Origin of the sequence: Streptomyces sp. NPDC001904 (genome assembly GCF_040297005.1) — a bacterium.
Classification (GTDB): Bacteria; Actinomycetota; Actinomycetes; order Streptomycetales; family Streptomycetaceae; genus Streptomyces.
Window position 1 is genome coordinate 316,991 of sequence record NZ_JBEOYI010000006.1, and the last position, 18,884, is coordinate 335,874.

Genomic DNA, 18,884 nt, shown 5'->3' on the forward strand with positions numbered 1-18,884 from the left:
TGGGCGGTGTGCGGCCGGGCTCAGATGAAGTTGAGCGCGGCCGCGCACCCCACTCCGCCGGCCACCATGAAGACCGGCATGAGCACCTTCAGCTCGACCCAGCTGCCGGCCCGGAAGCGCATGGGCTTGGGCGGGCCGATCGGGTACCAGCGCTTGCGGCCGACGGGGATGGGCCACAGGATCGGGCAGCCGGAGACGGTGAGGGCGTCCCCGATGTCGTGGACCAGGGCGCCGAGCACGATCGGCAGGCCCAGCCACAGGTACTCCTGGCCGGGGTCGGTGAACAGCCAGTCCGAGCCGTTGCCCGGCTGGTCCAGGACGCCGGCGAGGATCCAGGCGCTGGTGGCCGCGAGCAGCCACACCAGCACGTCGCTGCTGGAGCCGCGGGCGGCCCGCCACAGCAGTCCCTCGATGGCGAGCACCATGTGGACGAAGAGGATGGCGAGGACGGCCCACCGGCCACCGGTGATCGCCGCGACCGATGCTCCGGCGCCGATGAGGACGGCCCACAGCCACGTGTGGGTGAGGGTGCGGTGTCCGCCCGAGCGACGGGGGTCGGCCGGCTTCCTGGTCGCCTTGTAGACGGCGTACGAGAGTTTGTCGACGATCTCGCAGAGCCACTTGGAGACCGGGCCGAAAGCGCGCGAAATGGTCGCCGCCTTGTGGTCGAGGTCGGGGGCGAGTGCCGCGCCCGCGCAGATCAGCGCGCCCACCAGGACGACCGGCCAGGGCATCGGATGCCCCGCGGCCGCCGCCGCCGCGCCCACCCCCAGCCAGGCCGCCGCTCCTGACAACGAGTGTGCCGGTCCCATCATCGCTCTGTTCCGCCCCTGTCCCACTTGTGCCGACCGTCCGCGTGGTGTCGACATGTCCCTTGTACCGACGCTTTGTTGACCCCTTGAGGGGGTGCGCACCCTGACGCCCCGTCGGCGACCCAGAGTAACCTTCGTGATCTTCGTACGGGCATCCGATTGCCGGATCGAGGCGGAAGGCAGGCAAGATGGTGACGTGACCCTTATCGATCAGCTCCCCCAGACCGCAGATCCGGACGCCCTCTACGACGCCTTCGAGTCGTGGGCCCAGGAGCGTGGTCTCACCCTCTATCCCCACCAGGAGGAGGCGCTGATCGAGGTGGTGTCGGGTGCGAACGTGATCGTTTCGACGCCCACCGGGTCCGGCAAGAGCATGATCGCGGCGGGTGCGCACTTCGCGGCGCTCGCCCGGGACGAGGTCACCTTCTACACGGCCCCGATCAAGGCGCTCGTCTCGGAGAAGTTCTTCGAGCTGTGCAAGATCTTCGGCACCGAGAACGTCGGCATGCTCACCGGCGACGCGTCGGTCAACTCGGACGCGCCCGTGATCTGCTGCACCGCCGAGGTGCTGGCCTCCATCGCGCTGCGCGACGGCGCCCAGGCCGACATCGGCCAGGTCGTCATGGACGAGTTCCACTTCTACGCGGAGGGCGATCGAGGCTGGGCCTGGCAGATCCCACTGCTGGAACTTCCGCAGGCGCAGTTCATCCTGATGTCGGCGACGCTCGGCGACGTCTCGATGTTCGAGAAGGATCTGACGCGCCGCACCGGACGCCCCACCTCGGTGGTCCGCTCGGCCACCCGCCCGGTGCCGCTGTCCTACGAGTACCGGCTCACGCCGCTCACCGAGACGCTGACCGAACTGCTCGACACGCGGCAGGCGCCCGTCTACATCGTGCACTTCACTCAGGCACAGGCCGTCGAGCGTGCGCAGGCGCTGATGAGCATCAACATGTGCACGCGCGAGGAGAAGGACCAGATCGCCGAGCTGATCGGCAACTTCCGGTTCACCACCAAGTTCGGCCGCAACCTGTCCCGTTACGTGCGTCATGGCATCGGCGTGCACCACGCGGGCATGCTGCCCAAGTACCGGCGCCTCGTCGAAAAGCTCGCCCAGGCAGGCCTGTTGAAGGTCATCTGCGGCACCGACACCCTCGGCGTCGGCGTGAACGTCCCGATCCGGACGGTGCTCTTCACGGCGCTCACCAAGTACGACGGCACCCGGGTGCGCACGCTGCGCGCCCGCGAGTTCCACCAGATCGCGGGCCGGGCCGGGCGGGCCGGCTTCGACACGGCGGGCTTCGTCGTGGCCCAGGCGCCCGAGCACGTCATCGAGAACGAGAAGGCGCTGTCGAAGGCGGGCGACGACCCGAAGAAGCGGCGCAAGGTCGTCCGCAAGAAGGCTCCCGAAGGCTTCGTGGGGTGGACGGAGAGCACCTTCGACAAGCTCATCACCTCCGAGCCGGAACCGCTGACCTCCCGCTTCCGTGTCACGCACACGATGCTGCTCTCGGTCATCGCGCGCCCGGGCAACGCGTTCGACGCGATGCGCAAGCTTCTCGAGGACAACCACGAGCCGCGCAAGGCCCAGCTGCGGCACATCCGCCGGGCGATCGCGATCTACCGCTCGCTGCTCGACGGCGGCATCGTCGAGAAGCTGGACCAGCCGGACGCCACGGGCCGTATCGTCCGCCTGACCGTCGACCTCCAGCAGGACTTCGCGCTCAATCAGCCGCTGTCGACGTTCGCACTCGCCGCCTTCGACCTGCTCGACAAGGAGTCGCCGTCGTACGCGCTGGACATGGTGTCGGTCGTGGAGTCCACGCTCGACGACCCGCGGCAGATCCTGCACGCCCAGCAGAACAAGGCGCGCGGTGAGGCCGTCGCGCTGATGAAGGCGGACGGGGTCGAGTACGAGGAGCGCATGGAGCGTCTCCAGGACGTCTCCTACCCGAAGCCCCTGGAAGACCTGCTCTTCCACGCCTACAACACGTACCGCACGAGCCACCCGTGGGTCGGTGACCACCCGCTGTCGCCGAAGTCGGTGATCCGGGACATGTACGAGCGGGCGATGACCTTCACCGAGTTCGTCTCCCACTACGAGCTCGCGCGCACCGAGGGCATCGTGCTGCGCTACCTGGCCAGTGCCTACAAGACGCTCGACCACACCGTCCCCGACGACCTCAAGTCGGAGGACCTGGAGGATCTGATCGCCTGGCTGGGCGAGATGGTGCGCCAGGTCGACTCCAGCCTCCTGGACGAGTGGGAGCAGCTGGCCAACCCGGAGGTGATGACCGCCGAGGAGGCCCAGGAGAAGGCCGACCAGGTCAAGCCGGTCACTGCGAACGCCCGCGCCTTCCGCGTCCTCGTCCGCAACGCGATGTTCCGTCGGGTGGAGCTCGCCGCGCTCGACGACGTCGAGGAGCTCGGGGAACTGGACGGCGACGCCGGCTGGGACGCCGACGCCTGGGGCGACGCCATGGACAAGTACTGGGACGAGTACGAGGACCTCGGTACCGGCCCCGACGCACGCGGTCCCAAGCTGCTCATGATCGAGGAGGATCCCGAGCACGGTCTGTGGAAGGTCCGCCAGACCTTCGCCGACCCGAACGGCGACCACGACTGGGGCATCAGCGCCGAGGTCGACCTCGCGGCCTCCGACGCCGAGGGCCGTGCCATCGTCCGGGTCACGGACGTCGGCCAGCTGTAGTCCTCCGACCGGCCGGACGACAGGGTCCGGCCGCGTCCTCGCGCCGGACCCGTCCGGGCGCCCACACGAGAGAGAACCACGCATGACGAATCCCGCGGAGCGGCTTGTCGACCTGCTCGACCTGGAGCAGATCGAGGTCAACATCTTCCGTGGGCGCAGCCCGCAGGAGTCCCTGCAGCGCGTCTTCGGCGGGCAGGTCGCCGGGCAGGCCCTGGTGGCCGCGGGCCGTACCACCGAGGGCGACCGTCCCGTGCACTCGCTGCACGCGTACTTCCTGCGCCCGGGCCGTCCGGGCGTGCCCATCGTGTACCAGGTCGAACGGGTCCGCGACGGCCGCTCCTTCACCACGCGCCGGGTCACCGCCGTCCAGCAGGGCCGCACGATCTTCAATCTCACCGCCTCCTTCCACAAGCCCGAAGAGGGAGCCTTCGAGCACCAGTTGCCGCCGGCCCGGGAGGTTCCGGACCCGGAGTCGCTGCCGACCATCGCCGAAGAGATCAAGGGACATCTGGGGGCGCTGCCCGAGGCCCTGGAGCGCATGGCCCGGCGCCAGCCCTTCGACATCCGATACGTGGACCGGCTGCGCTGGACCGCGCAGGAGGTCGAGGGCGCCGAGCCGCGCAGCGCCGTATGGATGCGCGCGGTCGGTCCCCTCGGTGACGATCCGCTGGTGCACACCTGCGCGCTCACGTACGCCAGCGACATGACGCTCCTCGACGCCGTGCGGCTGCCCGTCGAGCCGCTGTGGGGCCCGCGCGGCTTCGACATGGCCTCGCTCGACCACGCCATGTGGTTCCACCGTCCTTTCCGTGCCGATGAGTGGTTCCTGTACGACCAGGAGTCGCCGATCGCGACCGGCGGCCGTGGTCTGGCCCGGGGCCGCATCTACGACGCCGAGGGGCGGTTGCTGGTGTCCGTGGTCCAGGAGGGCCTGTTCCGGAAGCTCGAATCGTGAGCGCCGCGGCGTCGGGCGACCTGGAGACGCTGCTCGCGGACTCCGTGCGGCTGCGCGAGACCGGCCACCGGGAAGAGGCCCTCGAGCGGCTGCTCGCCCTGCGCACCCGGTTCCCCGATGACGTCCGAGTCGCTTACCAGACGGCGTGGGCCCATGACGTGCTCGGACTTGAGGCGGAGGCCGTCCCGCACTACGTCGACGCGCTCGCGGGCCCGGGGCTGTCCACGGAGGACCGGCGCGGCGCGCTGCTCGGCCTCGGCAGCACCTACCGCACGCTCGGGCGCCACGCGGACGCCGTCGCCACGCTGAGTGCGGCGACCGAGGAGTTCCCCGAGGACAACGCGCTCAAGACGTTCCTGGCGATGGCGTTGTACAACGTGGGGCGCTCTCACGACGGCATGCGGCTGCTGCTGACGGTGCTGGCCGCGACCAGCGCCGACCCGGACGTCGTGGGCTATCGAGCGGCGATCGAGTACTACGCCCGGGACCTCGACGCCGTGGAGGGCGACGGCTCCGCGTAGCGCGACCCGTCCGGGGCCTCAGCCTCGTCTGCCGAGCAGGCGCCCCCACAGGCTCCGGGCCGGCTCGGCGGGGACGGGGACCGTGAAGTTCTCGGGGTGCGCCGGGGGCGGAGGCCTGTGCGGTCCGCCGAGGGCGGGCGGCGGAGCGGGAAGAAGTGGCGCCGGTCGGAAACGACGGGCCTTGTCCAGACTGAGCAGTAGATTCGTCCGCAGCCAGCTGATCTCGTCCGGACCGTCGGCGACGAGGATCCGCTCGACGACCTGTGCCGTGGGCGAGTCCGGTGCGCCGTACCAGCTCTCGTGGGGCCGCAGACGCAGCAGGTGGGCCCGCTCGTGAGGACACTCGACCGTCTCGGCGAGCAGGTCCGGGGCGAGGAACGTGGTGATCGCGGCGGCCCGCTCCCAGGGATCGCCGCACTGACCGAGCAGGTGTGCGGCGTGCCGGGCCCGCCAGGTCCGGGGCCGCAGGTCCTCCCCTGCGGCGATCCGGGCGCGCATGGCGGCCGGGGAACGGCCGGTCAGGAGCGGGGTGTGGACCTCGGACCGCGCGAATTCCTTCAACTCCTGCGCCAGGTACAGCCAGACCACGGTCCTGTACCGGTTCACATAGAACTTCGCCGGCCTCAGCAGCCCGGCGCGCGCGAGCCGGGTGAACCGGCTCGCCGGAATGTCCATGATCGACGCGCCCTGCGCGGTGCCCACCACGCGGACCTGCTCGCGCAGGGCGTCCGGGAATCCTTCGGCTTCGCGGATGCGGTCGATCTCCGCGCGCGGGACCCGGCGCAGTCCGCCGTCCGGTGCCGCGACGGTGCGGATCCGGCCGAGCCGCACGGCCAGATCGAATTCGCTTCGTTTCAGACCCAGTTCACGCGCCGCGCTGCCCTGGGGCCTGGTCATGGTGTTGCCTTGCACAATGGTTCTCCCCCGCCGAACGGAACTCTTCAGTCACTCTCCGTGACCGACTGGGGAAACCGTAGCGCGGCTGAGCCTTTCCCGTGCGAGCCTGTGGATAACTCCACCGCACTCAAAAACCGCAGGTCAGAGCTTCCTTGAGACGGTTCGCTCCGGCTGCCGCTTGTCGACCCCGAGGTGTTCGCCGACCCGGTTGACCAGAAGGGTCATCTCGTACGCGACCTGCCCGATGTCGGCCTCCGCGTCGCTGAGCACGCACAGGCAGCTGCCGTCCCCGGCGGCGGTGACGAACAGGACGGCGTCATCGAACTCGATCATCGTCTGCCGGACACCCCCCACGCCGAAGTGCCGACCCGACCCCTTGGCGAGGCTGTGCAGTCCGGACGAGACGGCGGCGAGGTGTTCGGCGTCCTCCCGGCCCAGATCCGAACTGGCACCGGTGACGAGGCCGTCGTTGGACAGGACCAGGGCGTGGCGCACGTGTTCGACACGCCCCGTCAGGTCGTCGAGCAGCCAACCGAGTCCCGTGTTCTCCGCCATGTTCCTGTCTCCCCGATCCCCTGTGACTCCCCGTCCCCGGGCACGACGCTCCCCTGCCCGGAGGATTTGTCTCGCAAGCCTTCACCACGGCCGCTCTCCGGGCAAGCAGGATGGGCCCATGGCACACAAGATGACCGATGAGGAATGGCATGCCTTCGTCTCCGAGGGCACGCGCACGGCCAAGCTGTCCACGGTGCGGGCGGACGGCAGCCCGCACATCGCGCCGGTCTGGTTCGTCCTGGACGGCGACGACATCGTCTTCAACACCGGCAAGGACACGGTGAAGGGCCGCAACCTGGCCCGCGACGGCCGCGTCGCCCTGTGCGTGGACGACGAGCGGCCGCCGTTCTCGTTCGTGACGATCCAGGGCCACGCCGAACTCAGCGAGGACCCGGCCGAGCTGGTGGACTCGGCCACCAGGATCGGCGGCCGGTACATGGGCGCGGACCGCGCCGAGGAGTTCGGCAGGCGCAACGGCGTGCCCGGCGAACTCGTCGTGCGGGTCCGTGTCGACAAGGTCGTGGCGCTCGGTGACGTAGCCGACTGAGCCGGCCGGACCGGTCAGCCGACCGAGTCGAGCAGCCGGGCGGTGTACATCCGCCCGGCGTACTCGACGAGTCTGATCAGCACCTCCTTCCCCGAGTCCTTGTCGCGCGCGTCGCACAGCACCACGGGGGTCCCGCGGTCGAGGTCGAGGGCCTGCGCCACTTCGTGCGCCCCGAACGCCCTGGCGCCCGCGAAGCAGTTGACCGCCACGACGAACGGGATGTCGCGGTGCTCGAAGTAGTCCACGGCGGGGAAGCAGTCCTCGAGCCGCCGGGTGTCCGCGAGGACGACGGCGCCGAGGGACCCTTGCGACAGTTCGTCCCACAGGAACCAGAAGCGGTCCTGTCCCGGCGTGCCGAACAGGTAGAGCGACAGGCCGGATCTGATGGTGATGCGCCCGAAGTCCATGGCCACGGTCGTCGTGGTCTTGCGGGTCACGGCCGCCGTGTCGTCCACCGACTGGCCCAGCTCGCTGAGACGTTCCTCGGTGCGCAGCGGCCGGATCTCGCTGACCGCGCCGACCAGGGTGGTCTTGCCCACCCCGAAGCCGCCCGCGACCAGGATCTTCAGAGCCAGGGAGGCGCCCTCGGCAGTGGCGTCAGAGTGCTCGGAGTCCATCGATGACTTCCCTCAAGATCGTTTCAGCCGGTAGCCGTGCGGGCGGAACGGGGCTGCTCACCTTGACGCAGCCCCGTTCCAGCAGGTCGCCGAGGAGGACCCGGACGACGCCCACGGGGACCTGGATGCCCGCGGCGAGTTCGGCGACGGTCTGCGTCTCCGCGCGGCACATGTCGATGATCGACCGGTGTTCGGGCCCGAACACGGCGTCGTCGAGGACGTCCGGCGCGGCGGATTCCAGTGACACCAGGGCGATCAGGTCGCACTGCGCCCCCTGCGGGCCCGCCGACGTGCGGCCGGCGGTCACGGTGTAAGGGCGGACCATCGGTCCGGCTTCCTGGTCGAACCACTGGCCGCCGGGTATGTCCTGACTGCCTCGCGGGTGCGCGCCCGTGCGTTGGTGCGCGCCCTGACGGGCTGCGTCGAACAGGTCGTCGTCCGGGTGGTCGGTGTCGTCCGCGTCGTCGTCCATGGAGTGTCAGCCGCTTCTCTCAGACCGTGCCGGCCGACGGTCCGGCGAACCGGACCGGTGTGTGCAGGTGTTCGCCGACCCGCGCCACCAGGCGCGCCATCTCGTAGGCGACGAGCCCGATGTCCGCCATGGCGGTGCTCAGCACCGCGAGGCAGGAGCCGTCCCCGGCGGCGGCCACGAAGAGGAACGCGTCGTCCATCTCCACCATGGTCTGCCGCACGCCACCGGTGCCGAAGTGGCGGCCGGTGCCCTTGGCGAGGCTGTTGAACCCCGAGGCGACGGCGGCGAGATGCTCGGCGTCCTCGCGGACGAGGCCCTTGGACGCGCCGACGGCCAGGCCGTCGTTGGAGAGCACCACGGCGTGCCGCAGTTCCGTGACCCGTGTGACCAGGTCGTCGAGGAGCCAGTCGAGTTCGCCGGAGCCGTGGGCCGTGCCCGTGGTCGGTTCCTTGATCATGTGAGGTCTCCTCCGCTGCTGTCACTGCCTGGTGGACGTCCGCCGCCCCGGAGCCAGCCGTCCCGGAAGGACGCCATCCGGGCCCGGACCTGTTCGGGGCTGCGCTCCCCCGGCTCCGGAGCACTGCGCACGGAGGGGGGTTGGTCCTCGGGGCGCGTACGCAGTTGGGGCGCGAGGCTGGCCTGGCGCACGCGGCGCGGCAGGCCTCTGGTGTCCGCGGCCTCGTCGTCGTCAGCGGCCGGGGGCACGCGCAGCCGGAGCGCGGTGACACCGGGAGGATGCGGCGGTTCGTCGGGTGCCGGTCCCGCCGAGGGGGCGAGCGCCGGGCGGGATGTCGGTGCGGGTACGGGGTTTCCGTTCATGGGCGCTGCTTCGGGCTCGGGCACGCGCGCGTAGCGGCGCTCTTCTTCGGACGGTGGGTGGGGGGCGCCGGAGGTCTCCGCGCCGTTCTTGTGCAGCAGGGAGGTCGGCATGAGGACCACCGCTGTGGTGCCCCCGTAGGGGGAGGTGCGCAGGTTCACTTTGATGTCGTGCCGACGGGCCAGGCGGCTCACGACGAACAGGCCGAGCCGGTCGCTGTCGAACAGGTGGAGCGTCTCGGACTGCCGGATGCGTTCGTTCGCCTCGTCGAGGGCCTCTCTGCCCATGCCGAGACCGCGGTCCTCGATCTCGATCGCATAGCCGTTGGCGACGGGCTCACCGTTGATGCGCACTTTGGTGTGCGGGGGTGAGAACTGGGCGGCGTTCTCGACGAGTTCGGCGAGCAGGTGGGTGAGGTCGGCGACGACCGCGCCCGCGACGTCGACGGCCGCGAGGTGGCGCACCTCCACGCGCGCGTAGTCCTCGATCTCCGAGACCGCGGCGCGGCAGACGTTCGTCAGCGGGACGGGCACCCGCCAGGCGCGGCCCGGTGCCGCTCCGGAGAGGATGATGAGGCTCTCCGCGTGGCGGCGCATCCGGGTGGTGAGGTGGTCGAGGCGGAAGAGGTCGCCGAGTTCGCCCGGGTCCTCCGCGCGGCGCTCCATGCTGTCCAGGAGCCCGAGTTGACGGTGGACGAGGACCTGGCTGCGCCGGGCGAGGTTCACGAAGACGCCGGAGATGCCGTTGGCGAGTTCGGCGCGCTCCACGGCGGCGTGCAGGGCCGCGCGGTGCACCGTGGTGAGCGCTTCGGAGACCTGTGCGGTCTCGTCCTCGGCGGGTGGCCCCTGGGGTGCCTCCGCCGCCACGTCGATCTCCTCGCCGGCCCGCAGCTTGCGCATGGCGTGCGGGAGTTTGCGCCGGGCGATCTCCAGGGCGGTGTTGCGCAGACTGATCAGTTCGACGACGAGACCGCGGCCGATCCGGACGGAGATCACCAGCGAGGCGGCCACGGCGACGAGGCCGAACAGCACGGCCGCTCCGGCCGGTGAGAGCAGCCCCCTGGTGAACGGATCGGCGCGCCCCGTGGCGGTGTCGGCCCCGACGGCCCGCATGCCGTCCTGCACGGTCGCGTGTGCCACGACCCAGGTGTCCGTGGACGCCGCGGCGAGCGCCTTGCGCCCGGGCTGCGCGCTGAGCGTCCGGTCCTCGACGGCGCGTACGTCGTCGTACGCGCTCCCCTCCGCGAGGCGGTTCCAGGTGGCTCGTGCCGGCCCGCGCAGATCGGTGGCGGCCGTGTCGGTCAGCGTCCTGCGGGTCTCGACGGCTCCGATGAAGAGGCGGAGCCGCGCGTCGTCCAGGTCTCCGGTCAGGCGAGCGCTCGTCAGCAGGGCGTTCTCCCGGGACAGCATCTCGGCCGCGCGGCCGAATTCGAGCAGCACGCGCGCGTCCGAGCCCGATGCCGGGTCCTGGATCCCGCTGAGTGACCCGACTGTCGTGAAGGCCGCGCCGATGCTCCCGGTGTACTGCCCGTAGGCGGTGTCCCAGCCGGTTCGGCGCTCCAGGACCTCGACGCGTACGGCGCGCAGTCTCTCGGCGCCCGCCACGAAGGCAGCGAGGCGGTCGGCCACGCCGTGCGGCAGGTCGATACCGTCGGCGACGGTGGTGTCCCGACCCGTACGCAGGGCGGCGACGGCACGATCGGTGCTGGTGCCGAGCCGTTTGAGCACGTCGCCGCGGTCGGCCGCGGGCGCGGTGGCGTAGCCGACCGCCGCTTCCCGCTCCGCCTGGAGCGCCGTCACGGCCCGGGTGACGGGCTTGCGCACCCGGGAGTCGACCTGCTGCGCCTGCCGGATCCGCGCGATGTCCTGGGTGGTGGCCACGGTCGCGTAACCCCACAGGGCGAGCAGGGAGACGACGGGCACCATCAGCAGACAGATGATCTTCGCCCGGACCGTCCGGGGGCGCAGGTGCCGGCGCCCCGCGCGCGTGGGTCGCCCGTTCGGCAGGAGGCCGGAGTCGGTGACGGCGTCCTCGGCGGCCGGAGGTCCGGCGTGTGCGCGCCGGCCGCGCGCCATGGGCGCGGATGTCGGTGGCGGGCCTGAGCCGGCGGTACGGCGGGGCGGGCGCATGGTCTCCTCGATCGGGGTGGGTGTCGGCGGACGCGTCGCGGCCTGTGGTCAGCGGGCCGTGCTGCCCTCCAGTGCCTGCTGGGCCGACGCGGAGGCCCGCCGTTCATGCGCGGTCGGGGACAGTGCGACGAACGCCGAGGTCAGGAAGAGATACGAGCCCAGTCCCACCGCGAGGGGGAAGACGAACTGCATCGCCGAGGCGCCGGTCAGGGAGGTCGTGGCGGGGGCGACCCGCACACTCACCGCGAACATGCCGGTGTAGTGCATGCTGCTCACCGCGCCGCCCATGACCAGGGACGCGACCACCACCGCCGCGGGTGACTTGATGTTGAGGCCGGCCCAGAGCGCCACGGTCGCGGCGATGACGGCGACCACCACGGACAGCGCCACCAGGAGGGGGTCGTAACTGATGCTGCCGTGCAGGCGCAGGGCGGCCATCCCCAGGTAGTGCATGCTCGCGACGCCGAGCCCGGTGGTGAGGCCGCCCAGGGCGAGGGCCCGGGTCCGCTCGCGGCTGTAGCCGACGGCGAAGACCCCGGCGCCGACGACCGCCATCGCGACGACGAGGCTCAGGATGGTCAGCGGCACGTTGTAGCGGATCTCGGTACCGGTGACGCCGAAGCCGAGCATCGCCACGAAGTGCATCGTCCAGATCCCGGTGCCGATGGCCGAGGCCGCCGTGATGAGCCAGTTGCGCCGGGTGCGCCCGGTCGTGTTGAGGGCGCGCACGGTGCAGCGCAGGCCGAGCGCCGCGCCGACGCAGGCCATCAGATACGACAGCACGGGGGTCAGCCAGCCGAAGGTGGCGTGGTCCAGGTGTCCCATGGGCCAGGGACGCTAGCCCCGGTGGGGGCGCACGACTGGGGCGCATTTCGAAAGGTGTTGGAAGATGACTGAGATGCGGCACTGAACGACCGCGCCAGGGTCGAACGTGTGCACCGTACGCGCTTGCGGACTTTCGGTTCGGATGGGCATCTTTCGACGTCTCGTCCGGTTGTCGGGTCGCCGCCTTTGTCAGTGGGCTGCGCAATCATGGTCCGCATGAGCGATGACCCCACACGCGTGCAGGAGTTCTTCTCGGCCCGGGCCGCCGACTGGGACGCCCGCTTCCCCGACGACGGTCCGGCGTACGCGGCCGCGGTGTCCGCACTGGGGCTGCGCCCCGGTGGCAGAGTGCTCGACGCGGGGTGCGGGACGGGCCGGGCGCTGCCTCCGCTGCGGGCGGCCGTGGGCGCGTCGGGATCGGTGCTGGGCGCCGATCTGACACCGGCGATGCTGGCGGCGGCCGTGCGGGCGGGCCGGGACGGCGACGGGCAGTTGCTGCTGGCGGACGTGTCCCGGCTGCCCCTGCGGACGGGCGCCCTGGACGCGGTCTTCGGAGCGGGGCTGATCTCGCACCTGCCGCACCCGGAGGAGAATCTTCGCGAACTCGCGCGCGTGGTGCGGCCCGACGGGGTGCTCGCCCTCTTCCATCCGATCGGCCGGGCCGCCCTGGCCGCACGCCACGGCCGGCAGCTCACCCCGGACGACCTGCGGGCGGAGCCCCGGCTGCGCCCGCTGCTGGCCGATGCGGGCTGGCGGCTGACGTCGTACGTCGACGAGGACGCCCGCTTCCTCGCGCTGGCGGTGCGCGAGAGCTGAGCCGGTCCGTCGAGCCGGTCCGGGACCGACCGTCCGGGCTCGTCACCCGTGCACAGCGGCCACGAAGGCGTCGGGGTTGTCGAACATGACGTTGTGTCCCGCGCCGGGTACCTCGACGATCCGGACACTCGAGGCCGTCAGACGCTCCGCGCCGGGCAGTTCGCCGCTCAGCGCGCCCTGGACGTAGACCCGGTCGATGTCCAGCGCCTCCAGCATGTGGCGCATGGTGGGCTCGGTGCCGCGGACGAGGCCGACGGCGCTGCGGTGCAGGGCGAGCGGGTCGGTGAGGCGCATGGTGGCCGCCCATACGGGACCGACGTTCTCCAGCACCCGCGCGTAGCCGCCCCCGGTCACGAACGCGTCTTCCTCGTAGGACGCGATTCCGCTGCTGCCGGCGGTGAGGGGCGGGTACGGATCGAGGTTCCCCTCGGTGACGACGAGGCGTGACACGAGATCACCCCGCCGGTGGGCGAGAACGATCGCCACGGCACCGCCCATGCTGTGCCCGACGATCTCCGCCTCGCTGACCCCCGCGGCGTCGAGCGCGACGGCCAGCGCGTCCGCGTGGTCCTCCAGCGTGTAGCCGAAGTCAGCGGGCCGGTCACTGATGCCGTGTCCCGGCAGGTCCACGAACAACGAACGGCGTCCGGCCAGTTCGGGCCGGGCGGCGACATGGGCGTGGTAGGCGGACGAGACTGCGCCGAGGCCGTGAAGCCACACCCGGGCCGGCTCCGCACCCGCCACTTCCGTCCATCGGACACGGTTCCCCGACGCGTCGAACGACGCCTGATGCATGACGCACTCCCGCCCGGATCGCTTCCCGACCCTCTCCGACCGCCATTTCTCTTCGCCTGCGACAATACATCGCCTCCGAAGTACTACGCATTCGAGGTACTTCGACACCATGAGCACGTGCGCCACAATGAGCGCATGCTGGAGCTCGCCATCCTCGGTTTCCTCTACGACACCCCTCTGCACGGCTACGAGCTGCGCAAACACATCACGGCACTCACCGGCCACGTACGGCCCGTCGCCGAGAGCACGATGTACCCGGCGATCAAGCGCATGGAGAAGGCGGGGCTGCTCACGCGCGAGACGCAGCCCGGTGCGGTGGCGGCGCCCCGGCACATGCTGAGCCTCACGGACGCGGGTCGCGCGGATCTGCGGCACAGGCTCCGGGAGCCCGCCCGCGCGGACATCACCGACGAGAACCGCTGGTTCACCGTGCTCGCGTTCCTGCGGCACCTGGAGGATCCGCGGGAGCAGGCGGACGTCCTGCGACAGCGCCTCGTCTTCCTGGAGGAGCCCGCGAGCTTCTTCTACGCGGGCGAACGGCCTCTGCGCGCGGAGGAGTTGGACGACCCCTTCCGAAGAGGCATCCTGACCATCGCCCGAGCCACCAGCCGTACCGAACTCGTCTGGCTGCGCGACATTCTCACCTCGCTCGCCCCAGAGGCGAGTTGACGGCTTCCGCCCCGGAGCCGGACCGGTCGCCTTCTGCCACCATGGCTTCAACTCGACGCCGCGTCGGTGCACTTGATCGACCGGAGACGATCAACCGAGGACGGTGGCCCTCATGCTCGACAGAGTCCGCAAGGCATGGAGCACGTGGCACAAGAGGGCCGCACGCCGCGAAGAACGGCGGCGGGACGAGGCACAGGCAGCGCACGCGTCCCGGCCGACCGCGAGTGGAGCGCGACGGGCACCCAATCTGTTCGAGGCGGCGGCCGCCTATGTGGCGGCATGCGCCGAGGACGACCAGGAACGCGTCGACGAGGCCGTGAGCTGGGTGGATCCGAACGCCCTGGCCTTCGGCGTCAACGAACTGGCGTGCCGGGCGCTCGTCGCGCTCGCGCGGGAGCGCGACGAGTCGCCCCGGACCGTCGCCCGCAGCCTCCTCAACCTGCCTGCCGGCTGACGTCACCGGTCACGCCCCACCCCCGGCACGCGAGACACGCGAGGAGCACAAAGTGCACACGTCTTGTCGACATGCCGTCCACCAGCCGCGTACACGTCCGTCCCGGTGACTGATTTTCCTGGTCATCGCCCCTGTACGACATCGTCCACGACTGACTAAGGTCACGCGGACGGAAAGTAGCTCAGGGGAGGCTGGCATGGCCGGGACGGACGACGCTGTCGCCACCGGGGACGACGCGCTGTACGTACTGACCGCGGTGCTGCTGACGCCCGCGAAGTTCCCCAGCGTGCTCGGCGACGACTACCCGGAGGCGTGTGCCGCGCTGGGGCTCGCGCCCCTGGCCGAGGGGTACGGGCTGGTGCTGGGCCAGGACGGGGACGGCGCGCGCTGGACGGTCGTCGTCGACGACGTGTCCCTGGTCGCCGTCGCCATCGCGTCCTGGGACTGCGGCATGGAGTACGACCTCTCCCCCGACGAGAACAGCATGGTGTCGGCGTTGCCCGGCTGGCCGCTGGCGCTCGCGGTGTCCGCGCCGGGCGTCCCCGCGCCCCACGACCCGGCGCCCGACCCCGACGCGGACGACGGGCCGCCGCTCACCCCGCCCGACACGGAGACCTGGGGGCCGGCCCAGCGACGCCTGGGAGCGGACGAGATAGCCCTCCAGTGGGCCACGTGGCGCGCGCAGATCGACGACGGCCAGTTCGCCGCTCCGGGCGCCGACGGCACCGACGGGACGGCGCACGGGGCGGACGGCGACAAGTCCGACGACGCGACGGACGACACCACCACGGGCAGCTCGGACGACACGACTTCCCCGGAGCACACGCCCGCCGCGGACGACGACGCCGCGCAGGGGAGCACAGCCCGGGGCGGGCCCCACGAAGGCATCCGCCGCGTGCTGGCAGAGGTCCGGGCCTACGTGGACTCGCCTCCCCCGCTCGGCCGCGTGCGCTCGGCGTTCGCGTCCGGCGACGCCCGGACCCTGCGGGCCGACGGACCTGGCTGGTCGATGGTGGCGCGGACGGACGACATCGCCTTCGTCCTGCTCGACGACGAACCCGGCGAAGTCCTCCCGGTCGGCCGGGGCGCGGAGCTGCCCGGACTCCTCGAGGCGCTCGACAAGATGGCGGTGCGTCCGGTCTGAACTGCCGGGGCCACATAGGACGTTGACGCCCGATGTGGCTCCGCCCCATAGGTGCGCGCGCGTCGCGCGCCGACGATGAGGCCTCTTCATCCCCTCATGAGGAGGCCGTTCGATGCGTACGCCCAGAGCCGTTCCCCTGCTGGCCGCCGCCCTCGTGGTGCTGACCGCTTCCGGGTCGCACCTCGCGAGTGCGGCCACGCCACAGGTCGCGCGGTGCGCACGGCAGGAGCACACGCGCGTGCCGGGCGCGGCATTCCAGCAGCGGGCCTGTCTGGAGGACCTGACCACGGCGGGCCTCGCGGGCACCCCGTACACCGACATGGCCGACCAGGCCGGGCTGACCGCCAAGGGCACCCTGAATCCTGCCGGCGTGCCGGGAATCCAGCTCGACGGCTACTTCCGCGACAGCTCGCACACGAACACCACCCACGGCTGGAACCACGACGCACAGTTCGTGATCCGGCTGCCCGAGCACTGGAACGGCGGTCTGGTGGTGACCGCGGCGCCCGGCAACCGCAAGCAGTACTCGACCGACACGGCCGTCTCCGACCGGGTCCTGGCCCAGGGATACGCCTACGCGGCCACCGACAAGGGCAACACCGGCCCGGACTTCTACCGTGACGGTACGCGCGCCGGGGACGCCGTCGCCGAATGGAACGACCGCACCACTCAGCTCACGCGAGCGGCGAAGAAGGCCGTCGCCCTGCGCTACGGCCACTCCCCCCGGCGCACCTACATGACCGGCATCTCCAACGCGGGATACCTCACGCGCTGGCAGTTGGAGAACCACCCCGAGCTGTACGACGGCGGCGTCGACTGGGAGGGCGCGCTGTGGACGGCGCACGGCCCCGGCCTGCTCACCTCGCTGCCGACCGCCGTGGCGTACGGCCGGGGAACGGCCGACGCGGAGGACATGTACGCGGCCGGGTTCGCCCGCGGCTCCGAGTTCCTGTGGCCCTACCACCAGAAGGCGTACTGGGGCCTGACACAGAAGGTGTACCGCGCCGCGTTCGACCCGGCGTACGACCCGGACTGTCCGGGCGCCTCGGCCGGCAGGACGCTGGACGAGATCCTCGCGCCCTGCGCCTCCGACGCCTCCTACCGGTACACCGAGCGCCCGGAGTCGGTCCGCCGGGCCGTCGAGCGGGTGGCGCTGACCGGGCGCGTCGGCAAGCCCCTGCTCACGCTCCAGGGCGACCTGGACACGCTGCTGCCGATCGCCACGGACGCCGACGTGTACGCGCGGATGACGGCCGCACAAGGGCGCGGGCGACTGCATCGCACGTACCGGATCCAGGACGGCACCCACACCGACGGTCTGTACGACACGTATCCGGACCGGCTGCGGCCGATCCTGCCCTGCTACCGGGACGCCTTCGACACGCTCACCGCGTGGGTGGAGCACGGCACGAGGCCGCCCGCGGACCACACCGTGGCGCGGCCGGCGAGCGGTGACGTCGTCAACTCCTGTGCCGTCGGCGCCTCCTGGGAGCGTGGCTCCTCGGACAGGCCCTAGCGCCCGATCTCCCGGCGTGACACGCGGCGCAGCCTGCGCCGCTGTGACGGGTCGAGCATCAGGTAGGCCGCGGTCGGCACGCCCAGCACGATGAGCAGGGCGGCCCACCAGGGCAGCCAGATCAGCAGGATGATCCCGGCCGCCACGCCTCCCACGGCGATCTTCGCGTTCCTCGACATGTGTCTGGCCTCCTTCGGGGCGGCTCGCCCTCGCACGGTTGGAGCGGGCTCGCCTCTGCTGTGAGCAACGGGCCCGCGGCGTCCACGGTTCCTGTGGACGACCCTGAGATGTCCCTGATGCCGCGCCCCCGGGCGCCCCGGAACGGGGTGCCCTCCGCGGGGGCGTGTCAGATGTCGGCCCGCAGCGGCTCTCCCACTTCATACATGTGCCGCAGTGCCTGGCGGTAGGAGTCGATGAGACCGGTCTCGGTGAAGGGGACGCCGAGTTTCCTGCAGTGCGCCTTGACCATGGGCTGCGCGAGGCGCAGGTGCGGGCGGGGCATGCTGGGGAACAGATGGTGCTCGATCTGGTAGTTCAGGCCGCCGAGGAACCAGTCGGTCAGCGGGCCGCCCTCGATGTTGCGCGACGTGAGGACCTGGCGGCGCAGGTGCCCCCACTTGTCGCCGTCGGGGTCGGGCATCTCCATGCCCTTGTGGTTGGGTGCGAAGGCCATCCCCAGGTGCAGCCCGAACAGCGCCTGGTGCAGCGCGGCGAAGACGAGGGCGTGGCCGAGCGGCATCAGCGTCAGCAACAGAGTGACGTAGCCGACGACGTGGGCGACGAGCAGCGTGCCCTCCACCAGGCGCTCCCGTCCGCTCTGACGGCGCAGGTCCTGGAAGCCGGACACCTTGAGGGCCAGTCCCTCCAGGAGCGTGAGCGGGAAGAAGAGCCAGGCCTGGTGGCGGGTGAGCCAGCCGCGGAATCCCGTGCGCGCGGCGGCCTGGCCGCTGGTGAAGACGAGGACGTCAGCGGCGACGTCGGGGTCCTTGTCGATGTGGTTCGGGTTCGCGTGATGCCTGTTGTGCTTCTGGTTCCACCACGAGTAGCTCATGCCGAGCAGCAGGTTGCCGTGGACGAGACCGATGGCGCGGCTCACCGAGCGGTTCGCGGTGATCTGGGAGTGGCCCGCGTCGTGCCCGATGAACGCGGTACGGGCACCGAGGACGGCGAGGACGGGCGCGAGCGCCAGTACCCACCAGGAGCCGCCGATGAGTGCCATACCGGTCACCACGGCGGCGAGCGCGAGGGCGTTGCCCGCTATGACGCGCACGTACCACCCGCTGCGCCGGTCGAGCAGCCCCTGCCTTTTGACATCCCTCAGCAGAGGGGTGAATTCACTGCTCGTATCGGGTGGCGAGGGCGGTACGGCGACGGCCAGGGACATGGCTGCTCTCCGGTCTGTGGTGGGCGACTGCGAGGCGGCGGGCTGCGCGCCGGCCCGACCTCGACGAACGTACGGATCGGGGGCCTCGGGCAGCCATGGCGCCACCACCCGACCGCCGCAGGGGGTTAGCCACACCCTTAGGGGTGGGGTGATCCAGGTCACGACCGGAGGGTGACCGTCCGGCGGGTCGCGCGGTGTACCCTCGGCGCCTCCAGAGCGGGTAGTCAAATTTGACGACGCAGATGATCC

At 71.2% G+C, this 18,884-nt stretch carries 20 protein-coding genes; 9 read left to right on the forward strand and 11 right to left on the reverse strand.

Translation table 11 applies throughout. The features are described 5' to 3' along the window. Positions 1-20 precede the first annotated feature (20 nt). Positions 21-815, reverse strand: coding sequence for a metal-dependent hydrolase (locus ABT127_RS12865; protein WP_351448002.1), 795 nt, complete (start codon positions 813-815; stop codon positions 21-23). Between the two features lie 133 nt (positions 816-948). Between ABT127_RS12865 and ABT127_RS12870 the strand changes: the two genes are divergently transcribed. From ABT127_RS12870 to ABT127_RS12880, 3 genes are all read left to right on the forward strand, one after another. Further along, the gene (locus tag ABT127_RS12870; RefSeq protein ID WP_351448005.1) at positions 949-3,522 is read left to right on the forward strand and encodes a DEAD/DEAH box helicase; all 2,574 of its coding nucleotides are present in this window, start codon (positions 949-951) and stop codon (positions 3,520-3,522) included. Positions 3,523-3,604: 82 nt separating this feature from the next. Next, positions 3,605-4,477 carry an acyl-CoA thioesterase gene (locus ABT127_RS12875; protein WP_351448008.1) on the forward strand — a complete coding sequence of 291 codons (873 nt, stop codon included), beginning with the start codon at positions 3,605-3,607 and terminating at the stop codon, positions 4,475-4,477. Then, positions 4,474-4,998, forward strand: a complete 525-nt coding sequence (locus ABT127_RS12880) for a tetratricopeptide repeat protein (RefSeq protein WP_351448011.1) — start codon at positions 4,474-4,476, stop codon at positions 4,996-4,998. The genes ABT127_RS12875 and ABT127_RS12880 overlap by 4 nt, the downstream gene beginning before the upstream one ends. 18 nt (positions 4,999-5,016) lie before the next feature. Here the strand turns inward: ABT127_RS12880 and ABT127_RS12885 are convergent, their stop codons facing one another. Beyond that, positions 5,017-5,895: a DUF6397 family protein gene (locus tag ABT127_RS12885; protein WP_351448014.1), complete on the reverse strand. Its 879-nt coding sequence runs from the start codon at positions 5,893-5,895 to the stop codon at positions 5,017-5,019. A 141-nt stretch (positions 5,896-6,036) separates the two neighbouring features. Further along, positions 6,037-6,450, reverse strand: coding sequence for a roadblock/LC7 domain-containing protein (locus ABT127_RS12890; protein WP_351448017.1), 414 nt, complete (start codon positions 6,448-6,450; stop codon positions 6,037-6,039). 118 nt (positions 6,451-6,568) lie between these two features. On the opposite strand from ABT127_RS12890, the gene ABT127_RS12895 reads away from it, so the two are divergent. Beyond that, on the forward strand, positions 6,569-6,997 hold the full coding sequence (locus ABT127_RS12895) for a PPOX class F420-dependent oxidoreductase (RefSeq protein WP_351448020.1): 429 nt from the start codon (positions 6,569-6,571) through the stop codon (positions 6,995-6,997). Positions 6,998-7,011: 14 nt separating this feature from the next. On the opposite strand, the gene ABT127_RS12900 is transcribed toward ABT127_RS12895, so the two are convergent. The 5 genes from ABT127_RS12900 to ABT127_RS12920 form a co-directional block, all read right to left on the reverse strand. Then, positions 7,012-7,614: a GTP-binding protein gene (locus tag ABT127_RS12900; protein WP_351448023.1), complete on the reverse strand. Its 603-nt coding sequence runs from the start codon at positions 7,612-7,614 to the stop codon at positions 7,012-7,014. After that, positions 7,595-7,939: a DUF742 domain-containing protein gene (locus ABT127_RS12905; protein WP_351448228.1), complete on the reverse strand. Its 345-nt coding sequence runs from the start codon at positions 7,937-7,939 to the stop codon at positions 7,595-7,597. The genes ABT127_RS12900 and ABT127_RS12905 overlap by 20 nt, the downstream gene beginning before the upstream one ends. Positions 7,940-8,105: 166 nt before the next feature. Then, positions 8,106-8,543, reverse strand: coding sequence for a roadblock/LC7 domain-containing protein (locus ABT127_RS12910; protein WP_351448025.1), 438 nt, complete (start codon positions 8,541-8,543; stop codon positions 8,106-8,108). Continuing rightward, on the reverse strand, positions 8,540-11,032 hold the full coding sequence (locus ABT127_RS12915; RefSeq protein WP_351448026.1) for a sensor histidine kinase: 2,493 nt from the start codon (positions 11,030-11,032) through the stop codon (positions 8,540-8,542). The genes ABT127_RS12910 and ABT127_RS12915 overlap by 4 nt, the downstream gene beginning before the upstream one ends. A 48-nt stretch (positions 11,033-11,080) precedes the next feature. Further along, the gene (locus ABT127_RS12920) at positions 11,081-11,857 is read right to left on the reverse strand and encodes an MHYT domain-containing protein (protein WP_351448028.1); all 777 of its coding nucleotides are present in this window, start codon (positions 11,855-11,857) and stop codon (positions 11,081-11,083) included. Between the two features lie 216 nt (positions 11,858-12,073). Here ABT127_RS12920 and ABT127_RS12925 point away from each other — a divergent pair, with 216 nt between their 5' ends. Then, positions 12,074-12,673, forward strand: a complete 600-nt coding sequence (locus tag ABT127_RS12925; protein ID WP_351448030.1) for a class I SAM-dependent methyltransferase — start codon at positions 12,074-12,076, stop codon at positions 12,671-12,673. A 42-nt stretch (positions 12,674-12,715) separates the two neighbouring features. Here ABT127_RS12925 and ABT127_RS12930 read toward each other — a convergent pair whose 3' ends face one another. Then, positions 12,716-13,468 carry an alpha/beta fold hydrolase gene (locus ABT127_RS12930; protein WP_351448033.1) on the reverse strand — a complete coding sequence of 251 codons (753 nt, stop codon included), beginning with the start codon at positions 13,466-13,468 and terminating at the stop codon, positions 12,716-12,718. 135 nt (positions 13,469-13,603) lie between these two features. Here ABT127_RS12930 and ABT127_RS12935 point away from each other — a divergent pair, with 135 nt between their 5' ends. The 4 genes from ABT127_RS12935 to ABT127_RS12950 all read left to right on the forward strand — a co-directional run bounded on the left by ABT127_RS12935 (position 13,604) and on the right by ABT127_RS12950 (position 17,251). Further along, positions 13,604-14,137 carry a PadR family transcriptional regulator gene (locus ABT127_RS12935; RefSeq protein ID WP_351448035.1) on the forward strand — a complete coding sequence of 178 codons (534 nt, stop codon included), beginning with the start codon at positions 13,604-13,606 and terminating at the stop codon, positions 14,135-14,137. A gap of 112 nt (positions 14,138-14,249) precedes the next feature. Next, a complete protein-coding gene (locus ABT127_RS12940; RefSeq protein ID WP_351448036.1) occupies positions 14,250-14,591 on the forward strand; it encodes a hypothetical protein in 342 nt (113 codons plus the stop codon). 196 nt (positions 14,592-14,787) lie between these two features. Beyond that, positions 14,788-15,735 (forward strand): hypothetical protein, encoded by a 948-nt coding sequence (locus ABT127_RS12945; protein WP_351448038.1) that lies wholly within the window; start codon positions 14,788-14,790, stop codon positions 15,733-15,735. A gap of 112 nt (positions 15,736-15,847) precedes the next feature. Further along, positions 15,848-17,251: a tannase/feruloyl esterase family alpha/beta hydrolase gene (locus ABT127_RS12950; RefSeq protein ID WP_351448040.1), complete on the forward strand. Its 1,404-nt coding sequence runs from the start codon at positions 15,848-15,850 to the stop codon at positions 17,249-17,251. On the opposite strand, the gene ABT127_RS12955 is transcribed toward ABT127_RS12950, so the two are convergent. Continuing rightward, positions 17,248-17,430 (reverse strand): tail-anchor membrane protein, encoded by a 183-nt coding sequence (locus ABT127_RS12955; RefSeq protein WP_111663510.1) that lies wholly within the window; start codon positions 17,428-17,430, stop codon positions 17,248-17,250. The two genes, ABT127_RS12950 and ABT127_RS12955, sit on opposite strands and share 4 nt — an antisense overlap. 167 nt (positions 17,431-17,597) lie before the next feature. Continuing rightward, positions 17,598-18,635 (reverse strand): fatty acid desaturase family protein, encoded by a 1,038-nt coding sequence (locus tag ABT127_RS12960; RefSeq protein ID WP_351448044.1) that lies wholly within the window; start codon positions 18,633-18,635, stop codon positions 17,598-17,600. Between the last annotated feature and the right edge of the window lie 249 nt (positions 18,636-18,884).

Coding starts and splice junctions, on each gene's coding strand:
- ABT127_RS12865 (WP_351448002.1), bottom strand. CDS start 815: ATGATGGGACCGGCACACTCGTTGTCAGGAGCGGCGGCCTGGCTGGGG.
- ABT127_RS12875 (WP_351448008.1), top strand. CDS start 3,605: ATGACGAATCCCGCGGAGCGGCTTGTCGACCTGCTCGACCTGGAGCAG.
- ABT127_RS12885 (WP_351448014.1), bottom strand. CDS start 5,895: ATGACCAGGCCCCAGGGCAGCGCGGCGCGTGAACTGGGTCTGAAACGA.
- ABT127_RS12890 (WP_351448017.1), bottom strand. CDS start 6,450: ATGGCGGAGAACACGGGACTCGGTTGGCTGCTCGACGACCTGACGGGG.
- ABT127_RS12895 (WP_351448020.1), top strand. CDS start 6,569: ATGGCACACAAGATGACCGATGAGGAATGGCATGCCTTCGTCTCCGAG.
- ABT127_RS12900 (WP_351448023.1), bottom strand. CDS start 7,614: ATGGACTCCGAGCACTCTGACGCCACTGCCGAGGGCGCCTCCCTGGCT.
- ABT127_RS12905 (WP_351448228.1), bottom strand. CDS start 7,939: ATGGTCCGCCCTTACACCGTGACCGCCGGCCGCACGTCGGCGGGCCCG.
- ABT127_RS12910 (WP_351448025.1), bottom strand. CDS start 8,543: ATGATCAAGGAACCGACCACGGGCACGGCCCACGGCTCCGGCGAACTC.
- ABT127_RS12915 (WP_351448026.1), bottom strand. CDS start 11,032: ATGCGCCCGCCCCGCCGTACCGCCGGCTCAGGCCCGCCACCGACATCC.
- ABT127_RS12920 (WP_351448028.1), bottom strand. CDS start 11,857: ATGGGACACCTGGACCACGCCACCTTCGGCTGGCTGACCCCCGTGCTG.
- ABT127_RS12925 (WP_351448030.1), top strand. CDS start 12,074: ATGAGCGATGACCCCACACGCGTGCAGGAGTTCTTCTCGGCCCGGGCC.
- ABT127_RS12930 (WP_351448033.1), bottom strand. CDS start 13,468: ATGCATCAGGCGTCGTTCGACGCGTCGGGGAACCGTGTCCGATGGACG.
- ABT127_RS12935 (WP_351448035.1), top strand. CDS start 13,604: ATGCTGGAGCTCGCCATCCTCGGTTTCCTCTACGACACCCCTCTGCAC.
- ABT127_RS12940 (WP_351448036.1), top strand. CDS start 14,250: ATGCTCGACAGAGTCCGCAAGGCATGGAGCACGTGGCACAAGAGGGCC.
- ABT127_RS12945 (WP_351448038.1), top strand. CDS start 14,788: ATGGCCGGGACGGACGACGCTGTCGCCACCGGGGACGACGCGCTGTAC.
- ABT127_RS12950 (WP_351448040.1), top strand. CDS start 15,848: ATGCGTACGCCCAGAGCCGTTCCCCTGCTGGCCGCCGCCCTCGTGGTG.
- ABT127_RS12955 (WP_111663510.1), bottom strand. CDS start 17,430: ATGTCGAGGAACGCGAAGATCGCCGTGGGAGGCGTGGCGGCCGGGATC.
- ABT127_RS12960 (WP_351448044.1), bottom strand. CDS start 18,635: ATGTCCCTGGCCGTCGCCGTACCGCCCTCGCCACCCGATACGAGCAGT.